Here is a 25,635-nt window from a genome sequence, read left to right as displayed (position 1 = left end):
TTGCCGCGCTTGCATCCGCTTTGCCAAGCAAGAACAGGCTACACTTGCTTTAAAATACTCTCGGCCCAGGCAACGGCATCTAAGTATAAGGGGGCAAGTTCTGCACCCGCCGGTAAGGTTTTTAGCAGATCATCGGTAAGCGGCCAATTGGCTTGTTCCAGGGCTTCGGTCAGTTTTAAGAAGTGCCCAAACTGCCCTTCGCGCGTTAACAAAGCAGCCTTAACTGCTGATACTAAGGGTAATTGTGCTAACAGCTCGTCTTGCGCCTGCTCAACAATAAGATGTACATTGGAAAATAACCCCGTCAAAAAACTACTGGGCGGGTTTGCGGCTAACTTACTGTGATTGGCTAAGGCATCGCAAAAACGTGCGCGCACTAATGATTGGCGCAGCAGTTCGTCGGGCGCACCATCCTGCAAATTGGCAAGCGCCAATAATGCTAAAAACTTCTTCAGCTCAGCCTCGCCCATATACACCATGGCGTGTTTAACTGAGCTAATTGCCTGACTATGGCCACTGTGATTAATAAAACGCAGTAACTTATAGGACAATCCCAAATCACGCTGGCAGATATCGGCCAACTGCTCAAAGTCTAACGTTTTTGCTGACGCTTCTGCCATTAACGCCAATAAATTCGCTTTGTTTGAATTTAGCTGTTTTTGTTTCAGCATTTCTGGACGAGCAAAAAAGTAGCCCTGAAATAATTGAAATCCCAGCAGCTTTAATTTTTCAAATTGTTCTGCGGTTTCAACTCGCTCGGCCAACAACGTAAACGGAAAATGTGCAACGCGGCGTAAATGCCGGCTAATTTGCAGTAAATTAAACTGCTGTATATCAACTTTTAAGTAAGTAATATAAGGCAAATAGGGATCCCACTTAGGATCAAAATCATGATCGTCTAGCGCCAGCTTGTAGCCCTGCTCACTCAAAAACTGCACGGTATGCAGCAATTCCGCACTGGGTGGCACCGTTTCTAATACTTCAATAACCATGGATTCGGGTTTTATCGACGTAGGGAAATGATGCAGCAGGGTTTCTTCTGAAAAATTAATAAAGGCGAGTTTGTTAGCGGCCACTTTTTCTACGCCTAGCATCAAGTGGTGTTGCATAATTAATTTTGAAGTGGCTTCGTCGGCATCAATTAGTGGAAACGCATTGGCTTCACCATCGCGAAATAGAAGTTCGTACCCTATGGTCTCTCTGGCTACATTAAAAATGGGCTGACGCGCAATATAACCATACATAAAGGTACGCTCCTCAATACAACTCGCTTGAGTATATGCAGATATTACACCGACACAAGAGCGTAATCGGATATTTGTACTCCGTTACGCGCCTATTGTCATAGTAATTCACCTTAATCGCTGCAAGCGCTCAATCATTTGCCACTACAATATTACCGACTGGCAGGTTTTGCTACTGTTGCAGGTTTTGCTGCTGTTGCAGGTTTTGCTGCTGTTGCAGGTTTCGCTGCTGTTGCACGTTGTGCTTGATAAGGCTTTGGTTTTTTCGGGCGGCTAGGTTTAATCGGTGCGGTGTTTAACACGGTATCGGGTAACGGCTGCATCGGTGCAAAGCTGGCAATAATTTGCCTTGGAATCGTTTGCTTGATTAATCGCTCTATGCCTTTAAGTTCTTTCATCTCTTCTGCACACACCAGTGATACCGCTAAACCCGCAGCACCGGCACGGCCAGTCCTACCAATACGATGCACATAATCTTCGGCCACATTGGGAAGCTCAAAATTGACCACTTGCGGTAATTGTTGAATATCCAAACCACGTGCTGCAATATCGGTAGCCACTAACACGCGAACACTACCGGCTTTAAATTCAGCCAAGGCTTTGGTGCGAGCATTTTGGCTTTTATTACCGTGAATGGCCATGGCAGTAATACCAGCTTTTTCGAGTAATAACGTAAGCTTATTGGCACCGTGTTTAGTTTTGGTAAACACTAATACTTGCTGCCAATTGTGCAGTTTAATTTGCTGGATCAGTAAATTGGCTTTTTGAGCTTTATCTACCGGATAAAGCCATTGTTCTATCCGCTCTACGGTACTATTGGGGGGCGTAACCGTCACTTCTAAGGGTTCATGTAATAACCCCTTAGCCAAGGTACGGATCTCCTCTGAAAAGGTCGCTGAAAACAGTAAGTTTTGCCGCTTAGGAGGTAACAGCGCCAGAATTTTTTTAATGTCGCGGATAAACCCCATATCCAGCATCCGATCGGCTTCGTCTAATACCAGTACTTCTAATTGATTAAACCGTACCGCGTTTTGCTGGTATAAATCCATTAAGCGGCCTGGCGTAGCAATTAAAATATCTACCCCTTTGCGTAGCGCCATCATTTGCGGATTAATTTTCACCCCGCCGAACACTAACGTGCTGCGTAGTGGTAAATATTTACCATACAATTCAACACTTTCGGCTACCTGTGCCGCTAATTCGCGAGTGGGCGTTAAAATGAGCGCACGAACCTGGTTAGGTTGTACTTTACGGCCTTGTTGCTTACCTTCGGCTAATAATTGTAATAATGGTAGCGTGAAACCGGCGGTTTTACCGGTACCCGTTTGCGCAGCTGCCATTAAATCACGGCCAGCTAATACTGCAGGGATGGCTTGTTGCTGAATGGGTGAAGGTACAGTGTAGCCCTTTTCTGCCACGGCTTTTAATAATTCCGCTGACAGCGGTAAATCTGTAAATTGCATGCGTATTCCCGCAATAGTGGCTGCGAAAATGTCTGCCCGCAGCTGCAGTGCCCTTCTGAATGAAGGGCGCGCAGCTTACCTGAAACTTCACAAAAACACGAGACATTACCGCAACAACGTACCGCTATTACCCTCGCATAGGCCTGAAGACGCACCTCTGTAGCATGTACACCAAACCGCAGTTGGGCCGCAACTTTACAATCGACGGCCACGTAACACTCTGATAATTAATATCACTACAGCAACCACTAACAGCAAATGAATTAGCCCTCCCATGGAATAAGAAGAGACCAAACCCAGTGCCCATAAAATTACCAGCAGTATAATAATCGTTTCTAACATAAGTTACTCTCAGCAAACGTTGGTTAAAACAGATAACCGATTAACAAAAAATGCTGATTCATAGTGCGAGTTCTCGACGCGAAATGTTCACGCCAGACATCAATTATCCGCAAATATTTCATCAGCTTATGGCCATTTATTGCGTAGGCAAATTTGCAATAATCACTTCTACTCGGCGATTTTGTTGCCGCCCTTGCACGGTGGCATTGGTGGCTAAAGGTATTGCTTCACCTTTTCCCGACGACGTTAAACGATTACTGGCAACACCTTGTGTCACCAAAAACGCTTTAACCGTATCGGCCCGGCGTTGCGATAACAGCATATTACTGGCATCAGCACCGACATCATCCGTATGCCCTTCGATCATGGCAGTGCGCTCGATATTGGTGTTCAAAAACTGTGCAAGTTTATCTAAGTGCACATTACTGCCACCACGTAAGCTAAATTGTCCGGTATCAAACAATAGATCGCCTAATGTCACTACCAAGCCGCGCTCGGTAGTTTGTGCGTTAAGCTCGGCAATTTCTGCGCGTAAATCGGCAGCGTTAGCCTCTGAAGCGTCGGCTCGTTGGCGGGCAGCCCGGGCGTCGTCTTGTGCCATATCCGCCTGCCCACGCGCACGATCCGCGTCACTGCGCGCCATATTGGCTTCACGGGTACGCGCATCAAGTTGCACCTCGTCACGGCGTTGACTCAAGGCGGTGCGCTGTAATTCAAGTTGTCGTGTTTCTGCCTGCGAGCGGGCTAAGGCCACTTTACGCTCGGCCATTATCACGCGGTGTTTTGCTAAGGCGAGATCTTGCTCCGGTTGTTCAGCAACCCGCACCGCTTGCTCAGCCTCTTTAATCGCGAGAGGCGCTAGCACCGATAATTGCTGCTCCGCTTGTAATGCGGTTAATTGTTGGCGCAAATTGGCTGCGCCATCTGGGCTAGTTGGGGCACTGGCGCAGCCCGTTAAAAATAGGCCAGTTAAACTAAGTGCCAGTAACGTTTTATGATGGGTACGTAGCAAATTCATAATTTCACTCCCGACAGATTACGCTGTGCTTCTTGTTGTAATACCTCAATACTGCGTTGCATATCTTGATTAATCGCGGTGGCTTTGATCAATTCTGCATTTGCCATCGCGAGCTCGGCACTGATTTGCGCTTGTAACGCTAAACGCCTAGCGTGCGGCAGATTTTCTTCTAACACTGCCACGCGCGCCGCGCTTATTTCTGTGCGGGCATTATTAAGTTCTATGCTGCTATATCGCGTAACTTGCGCGCGTTCGGCACGAGCAATAGCTTGGTCTGCGGCTTGTAGCTCTGCGGTAGGTGTTTTATCTGCAGAAGCGCAGCCACCCAATAACAACAGCGACGTGGTCAACAACACCAAAAAATAGGCCGTGATCTTAATCGAGCGAGTCGGCGGTGCGGCTGTAGAGTGGTAGGGGGTGTTCATGGGTTACTCCAGCGAATCAGGCACCATCAAATGATGGCACCTGCGACTATGACAGCACAGTGGCGTACTATCGGTGCGCTAGCGCGCATAACACCAAAATTAATTCGCGTTTATTAAGACAGTTATCTGCTAAACGGCGGATAGTAGGCATCGACATCTTTGGCCCAGTTTTTATCCGCCATATTTGGCCATTGCGCTTTATCAAAACCTGGAGCATCTTTTAAACGTTCTTTTTCAACATGCAGCACAAAACGTTTGTTTTCCGTATCGAGTGTTAGCGCATGCCAAGGCACTGCAAATAACTTTTCACCCATGCCCAGAAACGCCCCAAAAGATAACACGGCATAACTGATCTTACCTTGGCTCACCTCTAACATAATTTCTTTAATGTCGCCTAGATTTTCGTCTTTATGGTTATACACATCATTCCCAATTAAGGTGTTTGCGCCCATCAAAAACGGGCCTGGCCCCGCTTTCACTTCGTTGTACATGCCAAAAGGATCACGCATTTCATAGTTCATATGTTGCTCCATATCCACGCCTGAACATCAGGCTCTAACAGTTGGCACGTTGCCAACGTCAGTTCACGCAGCAGTATAGATCCACGCGTTATCTCACTCTGTGCGATGACGCACAGAGACTTCTATTAGCCACTTGCTACTATGCCTTTCCATTCACACACAAGGCGACCATCATGAAAACATTACCACTTATATACATCATACTGAGTTTGCCATTGCTGCTTACCGGCTGCGATGGCACGAGTAAACAACCTACTTACACCGGTGCGGCCAGTGATACCCCAACGAGTACAGCGAATGTGCCCGCCGACAGTATTTTGGAACAACAAGTGAATACCGCCATACAACGCGATCCTTTATTTCGAAATGGCGATGTAAGTGTTGCGGTACTGGAAAGCAAAGTGAGATTAAGTGGTCGCGTGGCGACACCAGAACATATCGCCAAAGCAGAAGAAATTGCACGTAACATACAAGGCGTTAAAGCGGTAAGTAATGATCTTGTATTAAGCGGTGCTGGCACATCCTATTAATACCAATAGCCTGAGCGCACTAAAACGACAGCACAACACGCTAACTTTTGTGCTGTTTTTTCTGATAAACGGAGCAACCTCTTATGAAAATTTTAAATATTACAATCTTACTGCTTATTAGCCTGCTGATGTTGTCTGTAACCAGTTGCGGTGCAACGAATAACCGCGAAAGTACAGGCGAATATATTGACGACACCGTGATCACCACCAAAGTAAAAACTGCGATTATGCAGGATAAAATGCTTAGTGCCGCCGAAATTAACGTAGAAACCTTTAAAGGCGTGGTGCAATTAAGCGGTTTTGTAAGTTCACGCGCGGAAATAACACAAGCCACGAGTGTCGCCCGCGCCGTTAAGGGTGTTAGCTCGGTTAAAAATGATATTAGGATCAAGTAATTTTGCAGTATGTGCGCTAACGCACATACTGCGCCTCCGGTTGACTATACTATGTAATCGGAACTTTTAAATTGGAACGGATGCTACATGCAAGGATCGATAATAAATTCTACGTTATGCAAAACAGTAGACTCTCCGCCAACGCAGAATCATCTGCTTGGCGCACTTTCTCAAACCGTACAAGAACGCCTTTTTCCGCACATGGAGCGCGTGCCAATGCCACTGGCCAAGGTACTATATGAGTCGGGTGATACCTTACGTTATGTATATTTTCCTACAGATTGTATTGTGTCATTACTCTATGTGATGGAGAACGGTGCCTCCGCTGAAATTTCAGTCGTTGGCAACGAAGGGATGATTGGTATCGCCTTATTTATGGGCGGTGAAAGCACAACTAGCCGCGCCGTAGTGCAAAGTGCAGGCTGGGCTTATCGATTATTAGGGCAACGGCTGAAAGATGAGCTCGATCGTCACGGTGAACTGCTTCATTTAATGCTTCGTTACTCTCAAGCCTTAATTACCCAAATGGCCCAAACTGCGGTGTGTAATCGCCATCACAATATTGATCAACAATTATGTCGTTGGTTGCTGTTGTCATTAGACAGACTAGAGGGAAACCACTTAGTGATGACGCAAGAACTAATAGCTAATATGCTTGGCGTCAGGCGTGAAGGCGTGACAGAAGCCGCAGGGCGTTTACACAAATTGCAGGTAATTGATTATTGCCGCGGCCATATTACGGTATTAAACCGCCCCAAATTAGAACAGCTGTGTTGTGAATGTTATGCGGTGGTTAAAACCGAAACCGATCGCTTGCTGCCCTATAAACGTCCACCGCTGTGACGCCATAAGAGGAACGTAACGACGCGATTAACGCGTTAACAATCACTGACTCCCCTGTTCGCTTCCTTACCCACAATAATCATTCTTCGCAGCATGTATGTACGGCAACGCACCGACATGCTGGCGCCTCTCCCTTACACTCAGCGCTATCCAAGAAATCCCCATACGAGTTGACAAGGCGGTTTATGAAAAGAGTAACTCATGCGACTGCGCGCATTGTGCAGCGCCTAAAAACGCATATTACGCCCCTACTTTGGCAACAAACAAACCCAATCCGAGCAGAATTGTTAAGCGTTGAGCGCTTAGAATCACAAGCAAAAACGTTAGCAGCCACACACCATCTACAAGATCCAATACGACACATCACAGGCTGGCTAACACCTTGTGACAATCCCTTACAACAGCGCTTACAGGTCAACGCCAGCGTATTGTTGGCCGCATATAGGCGCAGTGCTGCAGCATTAATCACTGGGCACAATATGGTTCCAGCGGCAGAGTGGCTGTTGGATAACTACCATATTGTTGAACAACAAATTAGCGAAATTCGGGCCGATTTACCCTCTGGGTATTATCGACAATTGCCCAAACTGGCAGAAGGCCCTTTTCAAGGTTATCCCCGGGTTTTAAGCCTAGCATGGACCTATATTGCTCATACTGATAGCCACTTCGATCCAGATATTTTTAGCCGATTTTTGCAGGCATACCAAGACATCCATCCCTTAAGCATTGGCGAACTTTGGGCGGTCGCTATTACGTTACGTAGTGTTTTAATTGAAAACTTACGACGTCTTACCGATGAAATTAGTTTAGGTTTAGCCGAGCGGGCCGCCGCAGATGAACTGGCAGATAGGTTGTTGCAGCCAGCGACCGCCGATAGCCTGCTATTGGCAGGGTTAAGCGAATGGCACCACGCCATACTTAATGAGGATTTTACTGCGCAATTGATTAAACGTCTGCGCGATCATGATCCCTTTACCACGCCGGCACTGCAATGGTTAGAACAACGGCTCCAATTACAAACAACCGATGCTGACGAGGTGGTGTCACGCGTTATTCAGCGCCAAGCGGCATCCAATGTCAGCGTGCGAAATGTGATTACCAGCTTGCGCACTATTTCTGCCATTAACTGGGCGGAATTATTTGAAAAAGTCAGTTTGGTCGATGCTTGTTTAAACGCCGGCAGCCCGTTTTCAGAGATGGATTTTGTAAGCCGCAATCTTTATCGAAACGCAATTGAACAATTAGCGCGTCGCGCAACGTGCTCAGAGCAACATGTTGCAGAACAGGTACTGCTTTTTGCTAGCAAGGCGACTGATGATGACACCGGTGTTCAGACGGCGCGCGAACGCGATCCTGGCTATTATTTAATCGGTGACGGCCGTCTGGCTTTTGAGAAACAACTGGGGTGTAAAACCCCTCTTGGCCTGCGGTTGCGGCGACTGATAAGCCAGTATGGTATTCAAGGCTATCGCAGTATTTTTTGGTTCTTGACCGCATCATGGCTTGGCCTAGCCGCATTTTTACTCAGCACCACCACACCTTTTGCTGTAATTTTGTTAATGTTGATCGGCATATTTCCTGCCACTGAGCTGGCAAATGCCCTAATGCATCGTCTTGCCTCTTGGCTTTATCCACCGACATTACTGCCTGCGCTTGCTTTAAAACAAGGTGTACCGCTCTCTTTGCGCACCTTGCTGGTAGTTCCTACGTTGATAGCAGATCAGCACGATATAGCACAACAACTCGCTCGACTCGAAATCCATTATTTAGCAGCGGGAACCGGTGAAATTTATTTCGCCCTCTTATCAGACTTTACCGATGCAGATCAGGCAACATTGCCAACCGATCAGGCGCTTTTACACACGGCTTGTCTAGGCATTGCAGCGCTAAACCAACGCTATTCGCTAGCCGGATCGCCTCAACGTTTTTATTTATTACATCGACCAAGGCTCTTTAATCAAGCAGAACAAAAATGGATAGGCTGGGAGCGCAAACGAGGCAAATTGATGCAGCTCAACCAATGCTTGCGCGGCCAAGGACAGCAGCATTTTTTATCTGCCAGTCCGGAGTTGCCACTACTTTCCGCTGAGGTTCCTGACGCGGTTCGCTATGTCATTACCTTGGATGCCGACACGCAACTGCCACGCGATACCGCCTTGCGTCTGATCGGTAAACTGGCACATCCACTCAACCAAGCGCACTATGATCCTCAACAACAGCGCGTGATTGCTGGCTACGGAATTTTACAACCCAGAGTCACCCCAGCGTTAGCCTATGGTACACAAGGCTCTCGCTATCAACGTTTAACGTCGGGTCCTGCCGGCATAGATCCCTATGCCGCAGCCATATCGGATCTGTATCAAGATTGGTTTTCAGAAGGCTCTTATACCGGTAAAGGTATTTATGATGTTGATGCGTTTACCGCGTCGTTAGCTGGGCGCATACCCGATAATACTATTCTGAGCCACGATTTATTTGAGGGGTGTTTTGCGCGCACTGGATTAGTTAGCGATATTGAAGTGATTGAAGATTTCCCCACACGGTATGACAACGCCGTGCAGCGCACACATCGCTGGACACGCGGCGATTGGCAACTGTTACCCTGGTTATTGCAGCGTCAAACCTCTCACAATGTATCGCCTCTAGGCCGCTCGAAAATGCGTGACAATCTGCGCCGCTCCCTGCTGGCCCCTGCTTTTTTACTGGCATTATTTGTGGCCATGTTACTGCCCGCCACAACAGCGTTCACCGCAGTAATACTGCTCTTGGCGGGCTTACTGCTTCCAGTCTTGTTGCCGCAACATCTTAAGTTCTGGCCGAACATGCGTCCGCTGCCGTATTCTGCTATCGCATGGCCACAGCATCTTAATCACCTTCATCGAGTGCTCACCCAAAAGATCGGCTATACCCTTCTTACATTAAGCCTACTGGCCGATCAGGCATGGCGCATGCTACATGCGATTGGCCAAACATTATGGCGCCTCAGTGTTAGTCATCAGCATATGCTGCAATGGATGTCGGCAGCACATGTTGCGAATCACAAGCGCGCTACGTTACTGGGTTTTTATCGCCAAATGAGTCCGGTCTTATGCTTACTCCTGCCGTTGTGCTTAGTGGTAATAGGGCAGGCACCCCATAATCTTTTCCTGTTAATACCTTTTTTAGTGCTTTGGCTGCTAGCACCTGCTTTAGTTTACTGGTTAAGCTTACCAACAGCACTACACCAAGTGGCAGCGTTAACGGCCACACAAAAGCAAGCACTACGCTTAATCGCACGCCGCACTTGGCGCTTTTTTGAGCGCTTTGTCAGTGTGGATGACAATATGTTACCCCCTGATAATGTGCAATTTCTTCCACAAACTAAAATCGCCCATCGCACGTCGCCCACCAATATTGGCGTTTATTTGCTCTCTACCGTTGCCGCGCGTGACTTTGGCTGGATCGGTACCCTAGCCAGTGTGACACGGCTAGAAGCTTGCATGGCAACACTGCAATTGCTGAACCGATATCGTGGCCACTTTTACAATTGGTACGATACACAAACCTTACTACCGCTCAATCCTGCCTATGTGTCCTCGGTAGATAGTGGTAATTTAGCGGGACATTTAATTGCGCTAGCCAATGCTTGCGATGAATGGCAGCAGCAACGCATCGCACCGCAGACGCTGCAAGGTATTACAGATAATCTGGAACTGGCGACATTAGCGCTCTCCACATTGCCGGCCCACACGGCATTATCGACTCAACTTAGCGAAATGGCCTTACTGCTGGAACAGGCAAAAACCTTAACGCCCTATGCCGATCATCTGATGATCTTAAGCCATAGTGCCCTCGCCCTAGGTGGCCAGTATGATGTGGTGAGTACTCAGCCCGTAGAAACGCCGCAAACACTGTACTTTTATCTGCAAGCAATCAATATAGTGTTGGCTGAGCATGCGGCCGACGAGCAGGCAACGCTTGTAGAACAGCAGCAATTACAGCAGCGTTTAGGCGCTCTAGCGTGGCACGCCCGAGATCTCGCGATGGCCATGGACTTTGGATTTTTACTGAACACCGAGCGCAACTTACTCTCTATTGGTTTTAACTTAGCCGATAATCAATTGGACAATAGTTGTTATGATCTACTCGCATCAGAGGCGCGACTCGCCAGTTTATTTGCCATAGCCAAAGGCGATGTGTCAAATAAACACTGGTTTCGTCTGGGGCGAATCGCCACCCCTATTGGCAAAGGGGCCGCCTTGTTGTCCTGGTCAGGCTCTATGTTCGAGTACTTGATGCCCTCCTTGGTGATGCGCGCCCCCGACAATAGCTTGCTAGAACAAAGTAACCGCTTGATTGTTGCACAGCAAATTCGCTATGCCAAACAACTGCAAGTACCTTGGGGTATATCCGAATCGGCTTATAATGCGCGAGATTTAGCGTTAAATTATCAATATTCAAATTTTGGCATCCCAGGGTTAGGCCTCAAACGTGGGCTGGCACAAAACGTTGTTATTGCGCCATATGCCACGGCCTTAGCTGCCATGGTGGATGCACCCGCTGCCTATACAAACTTTGAGCGATTACAAGAGCTTGGCGCATTGAGTATGTATGGCTTTTTTGAAGCGATAGATTATACACGCGCCAGACTGCCCGATCAGAGCGGCCCAGTGTTAATCCAAAGTGTGATGGCGCATCATCAAGGCATGACATTAATTGCGCTTGCCAATACTCTACAGCAAGGCCTAATGCGCAGCCGTTTTCATCGCGAACCAATGATTCAAGCATGCGAATTATTATTGCAAGAGCGACAACCGCAGAATGTGGTACATGCACACCCTAAAGCAGAAGAAGTGCATATCGCGTCTAGTGTGATGAATACAGAGCCACTCACTGAACGTCATCTCAATCCTAGCGCAAGCGGCGCGCCGCTGGCACATATTTTATCTAATGGCCGCTACTCGGTGATGCTCACAGCAACAGGGGGAGGCTATAGCCACTATTGCGGCTTAGCGATCAGTCGCTGGCGTGAGGATAGTAGTTGTGATCCTTGGGGTAGCTATATCTTACTGCGCGATTGTGTGTCGGGTGCACGTTGGTCTCCTACATTACAACCGCTTGATCTGACTAAAAACATTCCCGTTAACCATCATTACAGTGCCGTATTTAGTGAGGATCATGCCGAGTTTTGTTTACGCCAACCGGACCTTACGACCACCTTGGATATCTTAATTTCCAGCGAACATGATGGTGAAGTACGAAGGATCACCTTGTCGAATCATAGCCCACTCGAACGTGAGATTGAGCTAACATCGTATAGCGAATTGGTTTTAAACACCGCAAGCAGCGACAATGCACATCCCGCATTCTCGAAGTTATTTGTACAAACAGAATATGTCGACGCGTATCACGCTATTTTGGCAACGCGTAGGCTGCGTTCTGCTGCTGAAAAACCGCTCTGGCTGGCCCATTTTGCCGTTATCGAAGAGACGCTAGGCGATCATACGCCTCATGTAGCGCAGTATGAAACTAATCGCGCGCTGTTTTTCGGTGCTGGCACCAGCTTGTCACAGGCTGATGCGATGACCTCAAATAAATCGATGGCGAACAGCAATGGTACCGTATTAGATCCCATCATCTCACTGCGACACAAAGTAAAACTGGCACCGGGAAAGTGGCTGCGTGTGGCTTTCTGGACCCTTGTTGGACACTCGCGTGCAGAGGTATTACACCTGGTTGAACAACATAATGAGCGCAGCGCTTATGGGCGTGCAGCCATGTTAGCTTGGACACAAGCTCAAGTTCAGTTACGTCATTTAGCGGTTAGCGTAGCAGAAGCAGCAGACTTTCAACGATTGACCGGTCCGTTGTTATATAACGATCAGCGCTTCAGAGCCCCTGCAGCAGCGATTTTACGTGGTGCTGGTGCGCAATCAGGTTTGTGGCAACATAGTATTTCAGGTGATTTACCTATTGTTTTACTGCATATTGACGACATTCAAGATATTGATACCGTTCAACAATTGTTGCGGGCACATGAATACTGGCGGATGAAACAGCTTGCTGTGGATTTAGTTATTATTAATGAACGCGCCACCTCTTATATGCAGCAATTACACTCGGCAATAGAAACCCTTATCCGAAGCAGCCAAAGTAAACTTGGGGCATCTTTACCGTTAGCGGCAGGCTCGGTGTATCTTTTACGCGCCGATTTAATGACGGTAGCGAATCGGGCATTGCTTGCTGCCGTCGCACGCGTGGTCCTTTATGCTCGCCGCGGTATGCTTAATCGGCAATTAGACAGGATGATCTTAACCACCGCACCATCGGTTTGGCATCCTGGCCAGCGTAAAAAGTATCCCCCTGTGCTATCGGATATGTCAGAACACCAAAGAGCTCGCTATCAGGCGGACGAACTGGAGTTTTTTAATGGCTTGGGGGGCTTTGCCTGCGAGGGACGCGAATACAGCATCCTACTAAAAGCAGGGCAGCGTACCCCCATGCCTTGGCTAAATGTGATTGCTAATGCAGACTTTGGTTTTCAGGTTTCAGCCAGCGGTGCAGGGTATAGCTGGGCGCAAAGTAGTCGGGAAAATCAACTCACCGCATGGTCAAATGATCCGATTCTCGATCCCTGTAGCGAGGTAATGTATCTTCGTGATGAAGAACAAGGTCATCTATTCTGCAGCACTGCGGCGCCGCTGAATGACGGCGGCGATTATCAAGCCACACATGGTTTCGGTTATAGCCACTTTCAGCATCAAGCACACGGTATTACCCTAAGTTTGCTGCAGTATGTACCTGTGGACGATCCGATAAAAATTTCGCGGTTATGCGTGCATAACCAATCGAATAAAAGCCGCACCTTTACCCTGACCGCTTATAACGAGTGGGTATTAGGCCGTGAGCGAGGGGCCACTTCTCCGTATTTATTATCCAGTTTTGATGCTGATAGCGAAGTGCTCTTAGTCAGTAATCCCTGGCAAACGGCGTTACCCGGTCGAGTTGCCTTTGCCGCCTTGGGTGCCGAATTAGCCGGATGGACAGCAGACCGCACTGAATTTATTGGCCGTAATCGTAGCATACAAAGCCCGCTAGCGTTATTGCGTGGTGCGCCACTGCAAGCCAACAGCAGCGCTGGATGCGATCCCTGTGCGGCATTACAACAACGCATTACGCTAGCCCCTGGCGAACGGATAGAAATGCTATTTCTGCTTGGCCAAGCCGACAATGCCGCTGCGGCCTTAGCGTTGGTAGCCCGTTATCGGCAAACTAATCTGAGCACAGTATTGCAACGCGTTAAGGCTTTCTGGCAGGAAAAATTGGGCGCAGTTCATGTCAGCACCCCTGATCGAAGCATGGATATTATGCTCAATGGCTGGCTTCTCTACCAAACAATCTCCTGCCGACTTTTTGCTCGAGCCGCATTTTATCAGGCAAGCGGCGCTTATGGTTTTCGTGATCAACTGCAAGATGGTATGGCGCTGAGTTTTGCCGATCCTGCCCGCCAAAGACAACATTTGCTGCGCGCCGCTGCACGCCAATTTGTTGAGGGCGATGTGCAACACTGGTGGCTACCCCATTCTGGCCAAGGTGTGCGTAGCCGTATTTCTGACGATCGCGTATGGCTAGCCTATGTTGCCGCCCGCTATATTGAAAGCAGTGGTGATCAGGCTGTACTTGAGGAACCCATCAGCTTTTTACAAGGCCCCGTGCTTGATCCTAGCCAACATGATGCGTTTTTTCAGCCAATGCCCACAGACTGTAAGGCCTCTTTGTTTGAGCATTGTGCACGCGGCTTAGACCAAGCCATTACCTTAACCGGCACTTTGGGGTTACCCTTAATCGGCAGCGGTGACTGGAACGATGGCATGGACCAGGTGGGGGCAAAGGGTCAGGGAGAAAGTGTCTGGCTAGGCTGGTTTATCTGGCGAACCTTAGCCCTGTTTATTCCGTTGGCCGTCAAATACGATCCAACACGGGTTGCACCTTGGCAAACCTATAGCCTGCAATTACAAGCTGCACTGGAAACACAGGCTTGGGATGGGGAATGGTATAAGCGCGCCACTTACGATGATGGCAGTTGGCTGGGAAGTCGTGACAGTGAAGAATGCCAAATTGATTCGATTGCGCAATCTTGGTCCGTTTTATCTTCAGCCGCCAATCCGGCGCGCGCGCGCCAAGCGATGGCAGCAGTGACCAAACGCTTAGTAAAACCCGATGCACAACTGCTATTACTGTTTACGCCACCTTTTGTTAACAGTGCAAGAAACCCGGGTTACATCAAAGGCTATCCGGCAGGAATACGTGAAAACGGAGGGCAATACAGCCATGCGGCCATGTGGGTGATTTTAGCGTACGCCAAGCTGCAACAAGGGGATAACGCACACCGCTTGTTTAATATGGTGAATCCTATTAATCATGCCCTTTCACCCAGTAGCGTGCAGCGTTATAAAGTTGAGCCCTATGTAGTAGCAGCTGATATCTATGCTGAAGCCCCTCATGTTGGCCGAGGCGGCTGGAGTTGGTATACCGGCGCCGCAGGCTGGATGTATCAAGCGGGATTAGAGGGTATTTTAGGCCTAACTCGACATGGTAACGTTATCCAACTCTCTCCTTGCCTCCCCAGCCATTGGCCAGGTTTCAAGGCAACGGTTACCTTGGGCCAAAGCCAATACCACTTAAGCCTGCTGCATCGACAAACCACGCCAACTGCAGCAACAGCAGCGTATTTGGATGATGTTATTGTGCCCGCAACCTCGGCGCTATTTTTAACACCACATTGTTTACAACTGCCGCTCGATAACCAACAGCATCGGCTTGAGTGGCGTTTACCCTAAGCTGTGCCATGGTGTGATTACGTGCTGTAGCGCACAGAATCACACCCTGGATTATGACAAAATGCTTGGACGAGATGGTACTGCACCTGTCTTGTGCCCTCTGGCCTATCACTGTGCTTAAGGTATACATATGACTGTTTTAATTGAGCCTGTTAAGGTCAATAACCGCTTATTAGCATTACTGCCTACGATGGTAAGAGGATCCTTACTAGCGTGCAGTGAATCGGTTGAACTTACTTTTGGCGAGATTTTATGTCAACCGCATCAAGATTATCAGCATGTATATTTTCCTGTTAGTAGCTTTATCTCCCTTGTTACGCAAGTAACAGGGCATAAGCCCCTCGAAATGGGACTGATTGGTAATGAGGGAATGCTAGGCGTGACTTTAACGCTCGGGATCATCGCGGTACCCACACAAGCGATTGTTCAAGGTTCGGGCATGGCTTGGCGCATTAAGGTCGTGCTGTTTCAACAATTATTACAGCAATATCCTGAGCTGCATCAGATTTTTCAGCGGTATCTATTCGTGTTATTGCAGCAACTGTCACAAAGTGCCGCCTGTGCCCATTTCCATTCATTAGAGCAGCGATTAGCGCGCTGGTTATTGATGAGTCAAGATCGCGCTCATGCCGATCAGGTGTATCTCACGCAGGTATTTTTAGCCGATATGTTGGGGGTACGAAGAAGTGGTATCACGGTGGCAGCACACCGATTACAACATCAGCAAATCATTCGTTATAGCCGAGGTACGATTCAAATACTGAATCGACCTGCCTTACTGCTGATTGCGTGCGAGTGTTATCAAATAACGCGAGATGATTATACAAAAAGACTGGGGGGAAACAGCGCCGTAGCGCTGTAAACCTTTTAGTGCTCGGTTTTACGCGAGCGATTTAACCACCAACTGAACAGCATTCCTGCCACCATCGCCGTTCCAACCGACATTAACGGCCTATCACGAACCTGACAGCGGCAGCGCTCACCAAAGTGCTGCTGAGCATGCTGTAATTTTGCAGTGCCATTGGCGATCGCATCCACTGCATGATTTGCACCACTCGCTAACGTATCTAATGCCTGATGCGCACTTGCTGATATCTTATGCAGTGCGGGGCTCGTCGCATCCGATACAGCGTCTAGACCATGATACACACCATCAATTACGTTATCAATACTACGCTGAGGCAGTTTATTGCCTAAGTTTGGTTCTATTGGCTTATCCATTGCAACCTCGGTTTTGAATTAACGTGAGCTATATTACCCACGTTAGTGGGGGATTATCGCGTGTAAGCACGGCGCAGTCGGTGCGCCAGCGCACCGAACACAATACATCTGCTATCATTCTGTTTAGCCAGATACCGCATTACCACCCTGACGTTTAGCACAATACATCGCCGTATCCGCGTGTTTAACTAAACTGCTCATATCGCTTCCGTCTTGTGGAAACATAGCAATACCAATACTGGCAGAAATATGTACTTGCTGCTCATTACATAGATAAGTGTCTGCTAAGCCGGTTACCATTTTCTCGGCAATGGCTTTTACATCCTCACGCGACCCTATCTCTGGCAGTAGGACTAAAAACTCATCGCCCCCATAGCGACTCAAGGTATCACTGTCTCGAATGCTTTGGGTTAATCGTGTTGCCACTTGCTGCAACACTATATCCCCCGCCGCATGTCCATACTGATCGTTTACGGGTTTAAAATTATCTAAATCAATAAAAAGAATGGCGAAGTTTTTATGTTGCCGTTTACTACTGCTAATGGCCTGCTGGATCCTATCGCGCATAATATTGCGATTGGGCGTCTGAGTAAGGGCATCATACTGGTTAGCAGCGCGTGCCTGCTGCAATTGCAGAGCATGTTGCTTATGTTCTTCATAGGCATGTAACAATGCTAATACCAACAACTTATTAATCCGTTGTTGTTGGTGCTGCGCTTGCATAACATTGTGTTGTTGCAAAATAGCTTCACACTTTACGCGAATAGCCTCTGCTGAGAGCGTATCGGCTTGAACTTGAAGTGCAGCAACTGATTGTAAATGTTGAAATATTGCCATCTTATACCCCATCTAATGACCCTTAAGCGTGAGTTACAAGCCTGCTACTACTCACCATCACATCCTATGCTACTCCCTGCGCGAAAGACGGATGTCTCCGCGCAAAGCCAGCACCCTGTCACACGTTAGAACGTTAGCTCAGTTGAGGAAACCCGTTTTACGCCACGGATATTTTGAGCCAATTCGATTGCTAACGCTTGCTCTACCCCACTGTCGACTTTGCCTGCCAGCGTCACCACACCCCCGACCGTATTCACCGAAATATCAGCACCGGCGACATTACTCGAATACAGTAAAGTCGATTTCACCTTGGTGGTGATCCAGCTATCGGCCATTATGGTGCTTTTTTCTGCTGCAGGTGCTTTATCATTAACGCGTAATTGATTATCTACCGCACGCACGCCATGCGTGTTCTTGGCTAATTTTTCGGCTTGCTGTTTCGCCTCATTAGTGGCGACCGAACCCGTTAGAACCACTTTGCCATTTTGCGTCACCACCATGGTGTCCATCCCCTCGGTATGCTTACTCCAGAGTAATTTGGATTTAACGGCGGTGGTAATAGAGGCATCATCAATCACATCACCATAACTGCGCTTACCATCATTCGTGGTGGCCGCGTAGTCGGCATCAACCACAATGTTATTGTCCACTTTGTCGATGCCATTTACCCCTGCAGCAATTTCGCCCGCCAACTCTTTATGCACCGCCTCGGCGACATGACCGGAGAGTGTTGCCTTGCCAGCCACGACGCTAACGGATAATTGATTAGCCCGTAAATAAGGACTCAACGCATACGTTGTCCAAATTTGTGTTTCGTAACGGGCATTTGCCACAGCATCAGTGGCTGTTGTTGGCTTGTTGTCATTGGCCGCCAACGCATTGGCACTGCTTAAGGCCAAAGACAAGGCGCTGATCTGTAAAAACGTACGAACATTATGTTTCATCTAAGTATTCCTTTTGGTGTATGAAAAAAGCGCGCCGATCGCCCATAAGCACAAGCAGCGCCGTGCCTTATTACGCGATATTGCATTTAACCAAAAAAGCTTTTACTTGTTTTTCAGCAACATGGCGCTCAATGGCATATCGCTGTTGCACCAGCCCAGTAAGTTGCTGTGAATCCCCGTCACTTTTCAGCAGTTCAGCCTCACTCAACTTACTCCACTCGTGCTTTGCTGCTTTAATTTGATCGCCCCATTTGCCCTTGGTTTTTGGTGCTGTTGTTGTTGGCATGGCGGTTTTAACAACCGTTTTGGAAGATGCTGCAGGTTCATTGCGATTAGAAATGACTTTGTCGGCTTTATCGGCTTTGTCGGTATTTTTATGCGTTTGTGGTTTCATGGTAGCCTCTGTACTAACTCAGCAACATGCACCATTACATGTTGACGGTTTGGCTACTGTAGAAGAAAAAAACCACTATTTCGGTGCGCTAGCGCGCATATCGCGGTTTTCTGTCAACTAAGACTTACAATTCGTTTTGAAAAAACGAAGACCGTTATCTGGTTTACACCAGATGACGGTTAGGCCAGACTGATATGTGCTCTTATTTAATAGCGTCTTTAAAGCAGATGTTAGAATAAGGTGTAAATCAATCCTGCGAGTGCCGATTGCTGACTCGCCACAATAAGGCCACCCAGTAACGCCAACACGACAATAATTGGCAATAACCATATTTTTTTACGCACACGTAAAAAAGCCCATAAATCGGTTAAAAATTCGCGCATTAAAAAGGGTCCTCTAAATCTTTGGCGGTAGGATGCTTATCCGGTTTTTGCCAATAACTGATCGCGTTTGGCGCAGCGCGATATTGCAATTTTCCAGTCGCACGCAACACCAAACCTATTGGGAAAATTAAGACATAAAACACGATGCCTAATACAAGCCGGGTATTAATCCAACCCATCATCGCCGCAAAGGCCATCCACGCGCGATAGGGATAATAGACACCTCGCGGATACGCGAGCGCTAACAACACTAAGCCCGCTGCCAGATAAAAGGGCCACTGTGGCCACGGCCAGCTAAATAACCATGGCAAGATGCCAGCGAAGAGCACGATCACCGCAATAGCCATTTGCCAGGCAAAACGCCTTAAACCCGTAACATTGTGTTGGCTAAGTAACTGCATGCGCTTTATGACTCCTATTTAAACCCTTTTGCTTAACACCTTTGTGTTAAATGCGTGCTCACTTAATGTTGTTTTGCTAAGCGCTGGCGCGACTTAATGCCTAATTTGCTTAATATCTTTTTGCTTAGCACATTGTTGAATATGGCAATTTCTCGACCTTCTTTGAGGCGCATTAATCTGCCGCAAATACTCGCTGTTGCGCTTGCGCAATCTGTTCAGGATTTTGTGCTGCTTTACTCAGCAATGTATTGCCTAGCACTAAGTAATCCATATCGGTTGCCCAAAATCCCTGTAGGGCGTCGAAAGGGCTACACACTGGCGGTTCGCCTCTGACATTAAACGAGGTATTAATTAATATCGGCGTACCTGTTAGCGCTTTAAAGGCTTGTAATAATTGATAAAATTCCGGATTACTGTGGGCATCAACCGTTTGCACCCTGGCACTGTAATCGACATGGGTTATGGCCGGTAAGCACGAGCGTACTTGGGCTTGCTGCGCTAGCCCTGTAACGTCGGTATCGGGCGCTATGCGATAAGCCGGCTGTAACGCAGCCACCAGCAGCATATAGGGGCTAGACGTGGCCAAGTCGAAATACTGTGCGGCGTGCTCAGCTAAAATAGCGGGCGCAAAAGGCCGAAACGATTCCCGCTGTTTAATTTTAAGATTAAGCACACTTTGCATCTTCGGGCTGCGAGCATCGCCTAAAATAGAACGATTGCCCAAGGCGCGCGGGCCAAATTCCATCCGGCCTTGAAACCACCCAACCACCTTGCCTGCAGCCAGTAATGCCGATACCTGCGCAGAGCGTTCGTCGCCTGACAGCAGTTGATAGGGCACCTGCTGCGCCTCCAGCAGAGTGATGATCTCAGCATCGGTATAGGCAGGACCTAAATAGGCACCTTGCATCTGATCGTGACGTTCATCACTGTGACGCGGCTGATCGTAATACTGATACCAGGCTAAGAGTGCTGCACCTAAGGCGCCGCCCGCATCGCCAGCCGCGGGCTGAATCCAAAGCGCTTGAAAAGGGCCCTCCCGTAATAAACGGCCATTTGCCACACAATTAAGCGCCACCCCGCCCGCTAAACACACTTTATTAGCACCGGTCAGCAGCTGAGCATATCGCGCAATCTTTAACACAATGTCTTCGGTTACTTGCTGTATAGAAGCGGCAACATCCAGATAATGCTGACTGGGAGTCGCGTCGGGTGCTAAGGCAGGCGCGCCGAACAAGCGCTCAAATTTTTGGTTAATCATCCGAGAGCCGACCGGATAGGCAAAATACGTCATATTTAACGCAAAACTGCCATCGGCTTTTACATCAATCAGTTCACGATAAAGGATATCGACAAACCTTGGCTGGCCATAGGGTGCCAATCCCATCAGCTTATATTCACCCGAGTTGACTTTAAAACCGCAGTAATAGGTAAACGCCGAATACAATAAACCTAACGAGTGCGGAAAATGGAGCTCGGCTAACGGCGTTAACTGATTGCCTTTACCATGCCAAAGGGTAGACGTGGCCCATTCCCCCACGCCGTCTAAACAGATCACCGCCGCATCGTGATAGGGGCTAGCATAAAACGCCGACGCGGCATGCGCCTGATGATGCTGACTAAACAATAACCTCGGTAGTGTTTCATTATTTTCAACACCTGCTAATTGACGCAGCTCACGCCGAAGCACGGTTTTTAAATAAAGCTTTTCTTTTAGCCAAACAGGCATGGCAGCCAAAAATGAGCGAAATCCCCGCGGCGCATGGGCTAAATACGTTTCGAGTAAACGTTCAAATTTTAAAAAGGGTTTATCGTAAAATACCACGGCACTAAGCTGCGACAGTTCAATACCTGCCTCGGCTAAACAATACTGAATGGCTGCCGTTGGAAAGGCGGCATCATGCTTCACCCGACTAAAACGCTCTTGCTGTGCAGCAGCAACAATGCGCCCATCTTGCAACAAACATGCTGCACTATCGTGGTAATAACAGGAAATTCCTAAGATATAACGCGTCATGGTCTTGATAGGCTTCTTATTCTTATTGTATTTATTCTGTAGGTTAGGCTGCTAACCATTTCGCCTGAGTTCATAAGCTTAACTTAACCTGATTTTACGCCTGATGATAGAGCTTAATCAGCAAAATCTTGCTGCTACAATCACCTTCAGGTAACGTAGTTTTATCACAGTCTTTTACAACGGTATGCGCTTGATGGCGAACAAAAAAAACCGCTTACTCTTTTATATTATTGCCTTGCTGATCCCGTTGTTTATGCTGGCGGCACTTGAAGGCGTGCTACGGTTAAGTCCTTGGTATAAAACCTATCCCTTATTTATCAACGCCCCTGCTATGCCAGGTTATTTACAAACCAATCCCGATCTGATTAAGCGCTATTTTTTAAACCCCGCCAGCGCACCCGCACTTGCCATTGACACCCAATTTATTTTAGCCGATAAGCCCGCCGGACAATTTCGGATTGTGCTGCAAGGGGGGTCGAGTGCCGCAGGTTTTCCGTATGGCCGTTTTGGCTCACCCGCGGCCATGTTGCAACAGCGGTTAAAACGGTTATACCCAGAACACGATATACTGGTGATCAATACGGCGATGTCTGCGGTTAACTCTTACACGCTGCGGGATCTAGGTGACGAGATTCTGGCACTGCAGCCCGATTTAGTGATCATTTACGCAGGACATAACGAGTATTTGGGTATCATGGGAGTGGGATCTGCGTTGCTCGGCACGGGGAGCCATTATACCAAGCAACTTTATCTGTTATTGCCGCGCTTGGCCTTAGTGCAAGTCGCGCAACAGCTGCTTAGCCACGTTTACCAGACAGATAGCACGCCAGCAGCCAATGAGCGCACCATGATGGCACGCATTGCCGCTGAGCAGCATATTGCGCTGGACAGCCCGCTTTATCACGCAGGTATTCGTCAGTTTCAGACGAATATGCACGCCTTATTAAAAACCTACCAAGACGTTGGCGTACCGGTTTTGCTGAGCACCTTGGCGAGTAACGAACAACAGGCGCCGTTTGTATCTAGCCAAGAAGCGCTGGTGTTGCCCGCCGATAAGGATCACGCTATACAGCAGCTACAGCAGGCCTTACAGCAAGATGAAACGGTGGCGAGCTGGCATTTTCAATTGGCGGAGCGTTGGCTCGAAACAGGCCATTACGACAACGCACGCACACATTTTCAACTCGCCCGCGAACACGATTTACTACGTTTTCGAGCGCCCCTGGCAATAAACCAGCAACTTCGGCAGTTGGCCGAGCAATTTCAGCTACCGCTGGTGGATAGCGAACAACAGCTGCGTGCCGCCACAAAACATGGCATTGTTGATTACACACTGATGCTAGAACACTTACACCCAAACGCCCAAGGCTATTTTTTACTGGCAGAGAGCTGGTTACCCCAGATACAGCAACAGCTTAATAGTCGCCCAGCAGCAGTATCCACAGCTCAAGCGTGGGCCGATATGCCGCTAACGGAGGTCGATACGCTACTAGCAGCGTTTAAAATTAAGCAACTTACCGCCGACTATCCCTTTGTTAGCCAACCGCACACGGTGAGCTTTGGGCCACAGCCGACCCTGGCGCACCAGCTCGCTTGGCAGCGCGCTCAAGGCTTAAGCTGGTTGGACAGCTCGCAGCAACTTCTTACGTATTACCAACAACAACAACAACCGTCGCTGGCGGCGAAGGTTGCAGGATTATTGTTTGATGCCATCCCCAATCAGGCGAATAGCGCTTTTGTAGCTGGACAACTGTATTTCGATAGCCAAGATCTGGTGCTTGCCGCCTACTACCAACGTCGTGCCATTACACTCGCCCCGGATGAGTTACATTACCGTTTAATGTTAGCCCGCACTTACTATTTTTCCGATCGCTGGCCCGAGGCCCTGCAACAGGTTGAAGCGGTACTGGCGCGCGCGCCAGACCATGCGGTAGCGAAACGCCAGCAGGCACAATTACGCCAGCAAATGCAGCAACGCGCAGCACCCAATGCCCCCCCTACTCAATGAGACCATTGCTATGAAACTCTGGCTATTCCGACTTATCGCAATCAGTTTGCCCGTGCTGTTCTTACTGCTACTTGAATATAGCCTGCGGTTAATGGTCCCGGCTGCTCCCTTACCCTTGTTTAAGCCCTACCCGGCAAACCCCGCTTACCTGGTGACCGAAGCGCAGATTGTGCAGCGCTACTTTCCGAAGGGCGCATCGGTTCCAAGAGTGACATTAGAGCCAAGTTTTGTGCTAAAAGACAAACCGGCTAACGGCATTCGTCTGGTGGTTCAAGGAGGATCAACTGCAGCCGGTTATCCTTATGGTATGGGTGCGGCTTTAGCGGGGATGCTAGAGCAACGCTTACGCCGCACCTTTCCAGAGCGGCCTGTAGAAGTAATCAATACCGCATTATCGGCGGTAAACAGTTATACGCTGCTCGATTTTGCCGACGAGATTATTGCGCTCAAACCCGATGCCGTATTGATTTATGCGGGTCATAATGAATATTTGGGCTTGCTTGGCGTGGGTTCCACGTATTTAGCAGCCAACTCGCCTTGGGCAACACGCTGGCTGCTGCGCTTGCGGCAATTACGCAGTGTGCAATTGCTAGAACAAGGCTATCAACAGCTTTTGCCAGCCCCCACAAAGGTAGAGAATAGTAGAACCTTTATGGCACAGGTGGCACGGGATAAAAATATTGCTCTGGACTCTGCGACGTTTAAGGCCGGTATTACGCAATTTCAGCATAATATGCAACACTTACTGGCACATTACCGCGCCGCGGGAATACCAGTATACATCAGTACCATCGTCAGTAATCTGGCCGATCAACCGCCCTTTGTAAGCCCTGCTTTAACCACTACGCAGCAACAGCAGTTACACCAATTACAGATCCCAACCAGCCAAAACACTAATGATGCTAGCAAAACAGCACCACAACAGGTTCTTCAGGTTTTAACAGACGAGGCGAACGCAACCGGCCATGCCTTGTTGCATTATGAGCTAGGGCAATGGTATCGCCAACAAGGGCAAGCGGAACGGGCTAAACAGCACTTCGTGCAAGCTCGCGAACAAGATCTTTTGCGTTTTCGAGCCCCTCAAGCGATTAACGAACAGATAAAAGGGTTAGCCGAACAACAGGCGGCTTTTTTAGTTGATAGCGAAGCGGCTTTTATCGCCAACTCGCCGCATGGTTTAGTGGGTAAAAGTTTGATGTTGGAGCATGTGCACCCGAATGTGCAAGGCTACTTTTTACTTGCCGACAGTTTTTATCGCGCGCTGTATCAACAACAAGCGTTTGCCGCTTGGCCCAACCCTGTACCGGCAGAAATTGCTTGGCAAGAGCGGCCCTTAACGCCCGCCGAAGAACATGCCGGGTATTTACGTATTTTACAACTGACTGCAGATTATCCTTTTACTGTCGAACCTCAGCCCGTCACATTTCCTACACCCACATCGTTACCAGAGCAGCTGGCGCAAGATCACGTACAAGGCAAATTGGATTGGCTCTCGATGCAAAGCCAAATGGCGCAGTATTATCATCAACAACGTAATGGCGATATGCTGCTCAAAACCTTGTTAATTATTGCCGACGCGCTACCCCATGATGGCAAGGCCAATTTGCAGGCTGCACAAATTTTGCTGCAAGCCGGCCGCCAAGGTGAAGCTAAACACTATTTAGATCGGGCTTTACGAACCCCTACGCCACCCGCGCAAGCAAAGGTGTTATTACAGCGCTGGAAATAAAAAAAGCTGCAGACCGGCTGCAGCTTTTTATTACGTGTTGCTTATTGCGTGTTTTGAACAACGTAATATTTCAATTACACGCTTTCAAGACAAGCTTTTAAGCG

20 protein-coding genes are annotated in these 25,635 nt (G+C 48.4%); 7 read left to right on the top strand and 13 right to left on the bottom strand.

Features of this window, described 5'->3' with window-relative positions; all coding sequences use genetic code 11:
* Positions 1 to 38: 38 nt before the first annotated feature.
* From IE070_RS08270 to IE070_RS08245, 6 genes are all read right to left on the bottom strand, one after another.
* Positions 39 to 1,244, bottom strand: a complete 1,206-nt coding sequence (locus IE070_RS08270) for an EAL and HDOD domain-containing protein (protein ID WP_189482339.1) — start codon at positions 1,242 to 1,244, stop codon at positions 39 to 41.
* Positions 1,245 to 1,396: 152 nt separating this feature from the next.
* The gene (locus IE070_RS08265) at positions 1,397 to 2,707 is read right to left on the bottom strand and encodes a DEAD/DEAH box helicase (protein ID WP_189482337.1); all 1,311 of its coding nucleotides are present in this window, start codon (positions 2,705 to 2,707) and stop codon (positions 1,397 to 1,399) included.
* Between the two features lie 195 nt (positions 2,708 to 2,902).
* Positions 2,903 to 3,049, bottom strand: coding sequence for a lmo0937 family membrane protein (locus IE070_RS08260; RefSeq protein WP_189482335.1), 147 nt, complete (start codon positions 3,047 to 3,049; stop codon positions 2,903 to 2,905).
* A 136-nt stretch (positions 3,050 to 3,185) separates the two neighbouring features.
* Entirely contained in the window at positions 3,186 to 4,067 is an 882-nt protein-coding gene (locus IE070_RS08255) for an OmpA family protein (protein WP_189482333.1), read from the bottom strand.
* Positions 4,064 to 4,492, bottom strand: coding sequence for a DUF4398 domain-containing protein (locus IE070_RS08250; RefSeq protein WP_229796986.1), 429 nt, complete (start codon positions 4,490 to 4,492; stop codon positions 4,064 to 4,066). The genes IE070_RS08255 and IE070_RS08250 overlap by 4 nt, the downstream gene beginning before the upstream one ends.
* 122 nt (positions 4,493 to 4,614) lie before the next feature.
* Positions 4,615 to 5,013: a PRC-barrel domain-containing protein gene (locus IE070_RS08245; RefSeq protein WP_189482331.1), complete on the bottom strand. Its 399-nt coding sequence runs from the start codon at positions 5,011 to 5,013 to the stop codon at positions 4,615 to 4,617.
* A gap of 173 nt (positions 5,014 to 5,186) precedes the next feature.
* Between IE070_RS08245 and IE070_RS08240 the strand changes: the two genes are divergently transcribed.
* The 5 genes from IE070_RS08240 to IE070_RS08220 all read left to right on the top strand — a co-directional run bounded on the left by IE070_RS08240 (position 5,187) and on the right by IE070_RS08220 (position 16,462).
* Positions 5,187 to 5,543 carry a BON domain-containing protein gene (locus IE070_RS08240; protein WP_189482329.1) on the top strand — a complete coding sequence of 119 codons (357 nt, stop codon included), beginning with the start codon at positions 5,187 to 5,189 and terminating at the stop codon, positions 5,541 to 5,543.
* 83 nt (positions 5,544 to 5,626) lie between these two features.
* The gene (locus IE070_RS08235) at positions 5,627 to 5,938 is read left to right on the top strand and encodes a BON domain-containing protein (protein ID WP_189482327.1); all 312 of its coding nucleotides are present in this window, start codon (positions 5,627 to 5,629) and stop codon (positions 5,936 to 5,938) included.
* An 87-nt stretch (positions 5,939 to 6,025) separates the two neighbouring features.
* The gene (locus IE070_RS08230; RefSeq protein WP_189482325.1) at positions 6,026 to 6,781 is read left to right on the top strand and encodes a Crp/Fnr family transcriptional regulator; all 756 of its coding nucleotides are present in this window, start codon (positions 6,026 to 6,028) and stop codon (positions 6,779 to 6,781) included.
* 185 nt (positions 6,782 to 6,966) lie between these two features.
* Complete coding sequence (locus tag IE070_RS08225; RefSeq protein WP_189482323.1) at positions 6,967 to 15,600, top strand: GH36-type glycosyl hydrolase domain-containing protein; 8,634 nt, start codon at positions 6,967 to 6,969, stop codon at positions 15,598 to 15,600.
* A gap of 130 nt (positions 15,601 to 15,730) precedes the next feature.
* Complete coding sequence (locus IE070_RS08220) at positions 15,731 to 16,462, top strand: Crp/Fnr family transcriptional regulator (protein ID WP_189482321.1); 732 nt, start codon at positions 15,731 to 15,733, stop codon at positions 16,460 to 16,462.
* Between the two features lie 5 nt (positions 16,463 to 16,467).
* Here IE070_RS08220 and IE070_RS08215 read toward each other — a convergent pair whose 3' ends face one another.
* The 7 genes from IE070_RS08215 to IE070_RS08185 all read right to left on the bottom strand — a co-directional run bounded on the left by IE070_RS08215 (position 16,468) and on the right by IE070_RS08185 (position 21,794).
* Positions 16,468 to 16,821 (bottom strand): hypothetical protein, encoded by a 354-nt coding sequence (locus IE070_RS08215; protein ID WP_189482319.1) that lies wholly within the window; start codon positions 16,819 to 16,821, stop codon positions 16,468 to 16,470.
* Between the two features lie 123 nt (positions 16,822 to 16,944).
* Positions 16,945 to 17,658 (bottom strand): GGDEF domain-containing protein, encoded by a 714-nt coding sequence (locus IE070_RS08210; protein ID WP_189482317.1) that lies wholly within the window; start codon positions 17,656 to 17,658, stop codon positions 16,945 to 16,947.
* 125 nt (positions 17,659 to 17,783) lie between these two features.
* Positions 17,784 to 18,602 carry a BON domain-containing protein gene (locus tag IE070_RS08205; RefSeq protein ID WP_189482315.1) on the bottom strand — a complete coding sequence of 273 codons (819 nt, stop codon included), beginning with the start codon at positions 18,600 to 18,602 and terminating at the stop codon, positions 17,784 to 17,786.
* 70 nt (positions 18,603 to 18,672) lie between these two features.
* On the bottom strand, positions 18,673 to 18,996 hold the full coding sequence (locus IE070_RS08200) for a CsbD family protein (protein WP_229796985.1): 324 nt from the start codon (positions 18,994 to 18,996) through the stop codon (positions 18,673 to 18,675).
* Positions 18,997 to 19,226: 230 nt separating this feature from the next.
* The gene (locus IE070_RS08195; RefSeq protein WP_189482313.1) at positions 19,227 to 19,379 is read right to left on the bottom strand and encodes a DUF5989 family protein; all 153 of its coding nucleotides are present in this window, start codon (positions 19,377 to 19,379) and stop codon (positions 19,227 to 19,229) included.
* Positions 19,379 to 19,780 carry an SxtJ family membrane protein gene (locus tag IE070_RS08190; protein ID WP_189482312.1) on the bottom strand — a complete coding sequence of 134 codons (402 nt, stop codon included), beginning with the start codon at positions 19,778 to 19,780 and terminating at the stop codon, positions 19,379 to 19,381. Before IE070_RS08190 ends, IE070_RS08195 begins: the two co-directional genes overlap by 1 nt.
* Before the next feature lie 172 nt (positions 19,781 to 19,952).
* A complete protein-coding gene (locus IE070_RS08185) occupies positions 19,953 to 21,794 on the bottom strand; it encodes a carbamoyltransferase family protein (protein ID WP_189482311.1) in 1,842 nt (613 codons plus the stop codon).
* A gap of 193 nt (positions 21,795 to 21,987) precedes the next feature.
* Here IE070_RS08185 and IE070_RS08180 point away from each other — a divergent pair, with 193 nt between their 5' ends.
* Complete coding sequence (locus IE070_RS08180) at positions 21,988 to 23,802, top strand: SGNH/GDSL hydrolase family protein (RefSeq protein WP_229796984.1); 1,815 nt, start codon at positions 21,988 to 21,990, stop codon at positions 23,800 to 23,802.
* Positions 23,803 to 23,812: 10 nt separating this feature from the next.
* Entirely contained in the window at positions 23,813 to 25,531 is a 1,719-nt protein-coding gene (locus tag IE070_RS08175; RefSeq protein ID WP_189482309.1) for an SGNH/GDSL hydrolase family protein, read from the top strand.
* Positions 25,532 to 25,635 lie beyond the last annotated feature (104 nt).

The organism is Alishewanella tabrizica (genome assembly GCF_014652375.1).
Taxonomy (GTDB): domain Bacteria; phylum Pseudomonadota; class Gammaproteobacteria; order Enterobacterales; family Alteromonadaceae; genus Alishewanella; species Alishewanella tabrizica.
Note: the sequence above shows the minus strand (reverse complement) of the source record. Positions and strands in the feature narration are given on the sequence as shown.

Coding starts and splice junctions, on each gene's coding strand:
- IE070_RS08270 (WP_189482339.1), bottom strand. CDS start 1,244: ATGTATGGTTATATTGCGCGTCAGCCCATTTTTAATGTAGCCAGAGAG.
- IE070_RS08265 (WP_189482337.1), bottom strand. CDS start 2,707: ATGCAATTTACAGATTTACCGCTGTCAGCGGAATTATTAAAAGCCGTG.
- IE070_RS08260 (WP_189482335.1), bottom strand. CDS start 3,049: ATGTTAGAAACGATTATTATACTGCTGGTAATTTTATGGGCACTGGGT.
- IE070_RS08255 (WP_189482333.1), bottom strand. CDS start 4,067: ATGAATTTGCTACGTACCCATCATAAAACGTTACTGGCACTTAGTTTA.
- IE070_RS08250 (WP_229796986.1), bottom strand. CDS start 4,492: ATGAACACCCCCTACCACTCTACAGCCGCACCGCCGACTCGCTCGATT.
- IE070_RS08245 (WP_189482331.1), bottom strand. CDS start 5,013: ATGAACTATGAAATGCGTGATCCTTTTGGCATGTACAACGAAGTGAAA.
- IE070_RS08240 (WP_189482329.1), top strand. CDS start 5,187: ATGAAAACATTACCACTTATATACATCATACTGAGTTTGCCATTGCTG.
- IE070_RS08235 (WP_189482327.1), top strand. CDS start 5,627: ATGAAAATTTTAAATATTACAATCTTACTGCTTATTAGCCTGCTGATG.
- IE070_RS08230 (WP_189482325.1), top strand. CDS start 6,026: ATGCAAGGATCGATAATAAATTCTACGTTATGCAAAACAGTAGACTCT.
- IE070_RS08225 (WP_189482323.1), top strand. CDS start 6,967: ATGAAAAGAGTAACTCATGCGACTGCGCGCATTGTGCAGCGCCTAAAA.
- IE070_RS08220 (WP_189482321.1), top strand. CDS start 15,731: ATGACTGTTTTAATTGAGCCTGTTAAGGTCAATAACCGCTTATTAGCA.
- IE070_RS08215 (WP_189482319.1), bottom strand. CDS start 16,821: ATGGATAAGCCAATAGAACCAAACTTAGGCAATAAACTGCCTCAGCGT.
- IE070_RS08210 (WP_189482317.1), bottom strand. CDS start 17,658: ATGGCAATATTTCAACATTTACAATCAGTTGCTGCACTTCAAGTTCAA.
- IE070_RS08205 (WP_189482315.1), bottom strand. CDS start 18,602: ATGAAACATAATGTTCGTACGTTTTTACAGATCAGCGCCTTGTCTTTG.
- IE070_RS08200 (WP_229796985.1), bottom strand. CDS start 18,996: ATGAAACCACAAACGCATAAAAATACCGACAAAGCCGATAAAGCCGAC.
- IE070_RS08195 (WP_189482313.1), bottom strand. CDS start 19,379: ATGCGCGAATTTTTAACCGATTTATGGGCTTTTTTACGTGTGCGTAAA.
- IE070_RS08190 (WP_189482312.1), bottom strand. CDS start 19,780: ATGCAGTTACTTAGCCAACACAATGTTACGGGTTTAAGGCGTTTTGCC.
- IE070_RS08185 (WP_189482311.1), bottom strand. CDS start 21,794: ATGACGCGTTATATCTTAGGAATTTCCTGTTATTACCACGATAGTGCA.
- IE070_RS08180 (WP_229796984.1), top strand. CDS start 21,988: ATGGCGAACAAAAAAAACCGCTTACTCTTTTATATTATTGCCTTGCTG.
- IE070_RS08175 (WP_189482309.1), top strand. CDS start 23,813: ATGAAACTCTGGCTATTCCGACTTATCGCAATCAGTTTGCCCGTGCTG.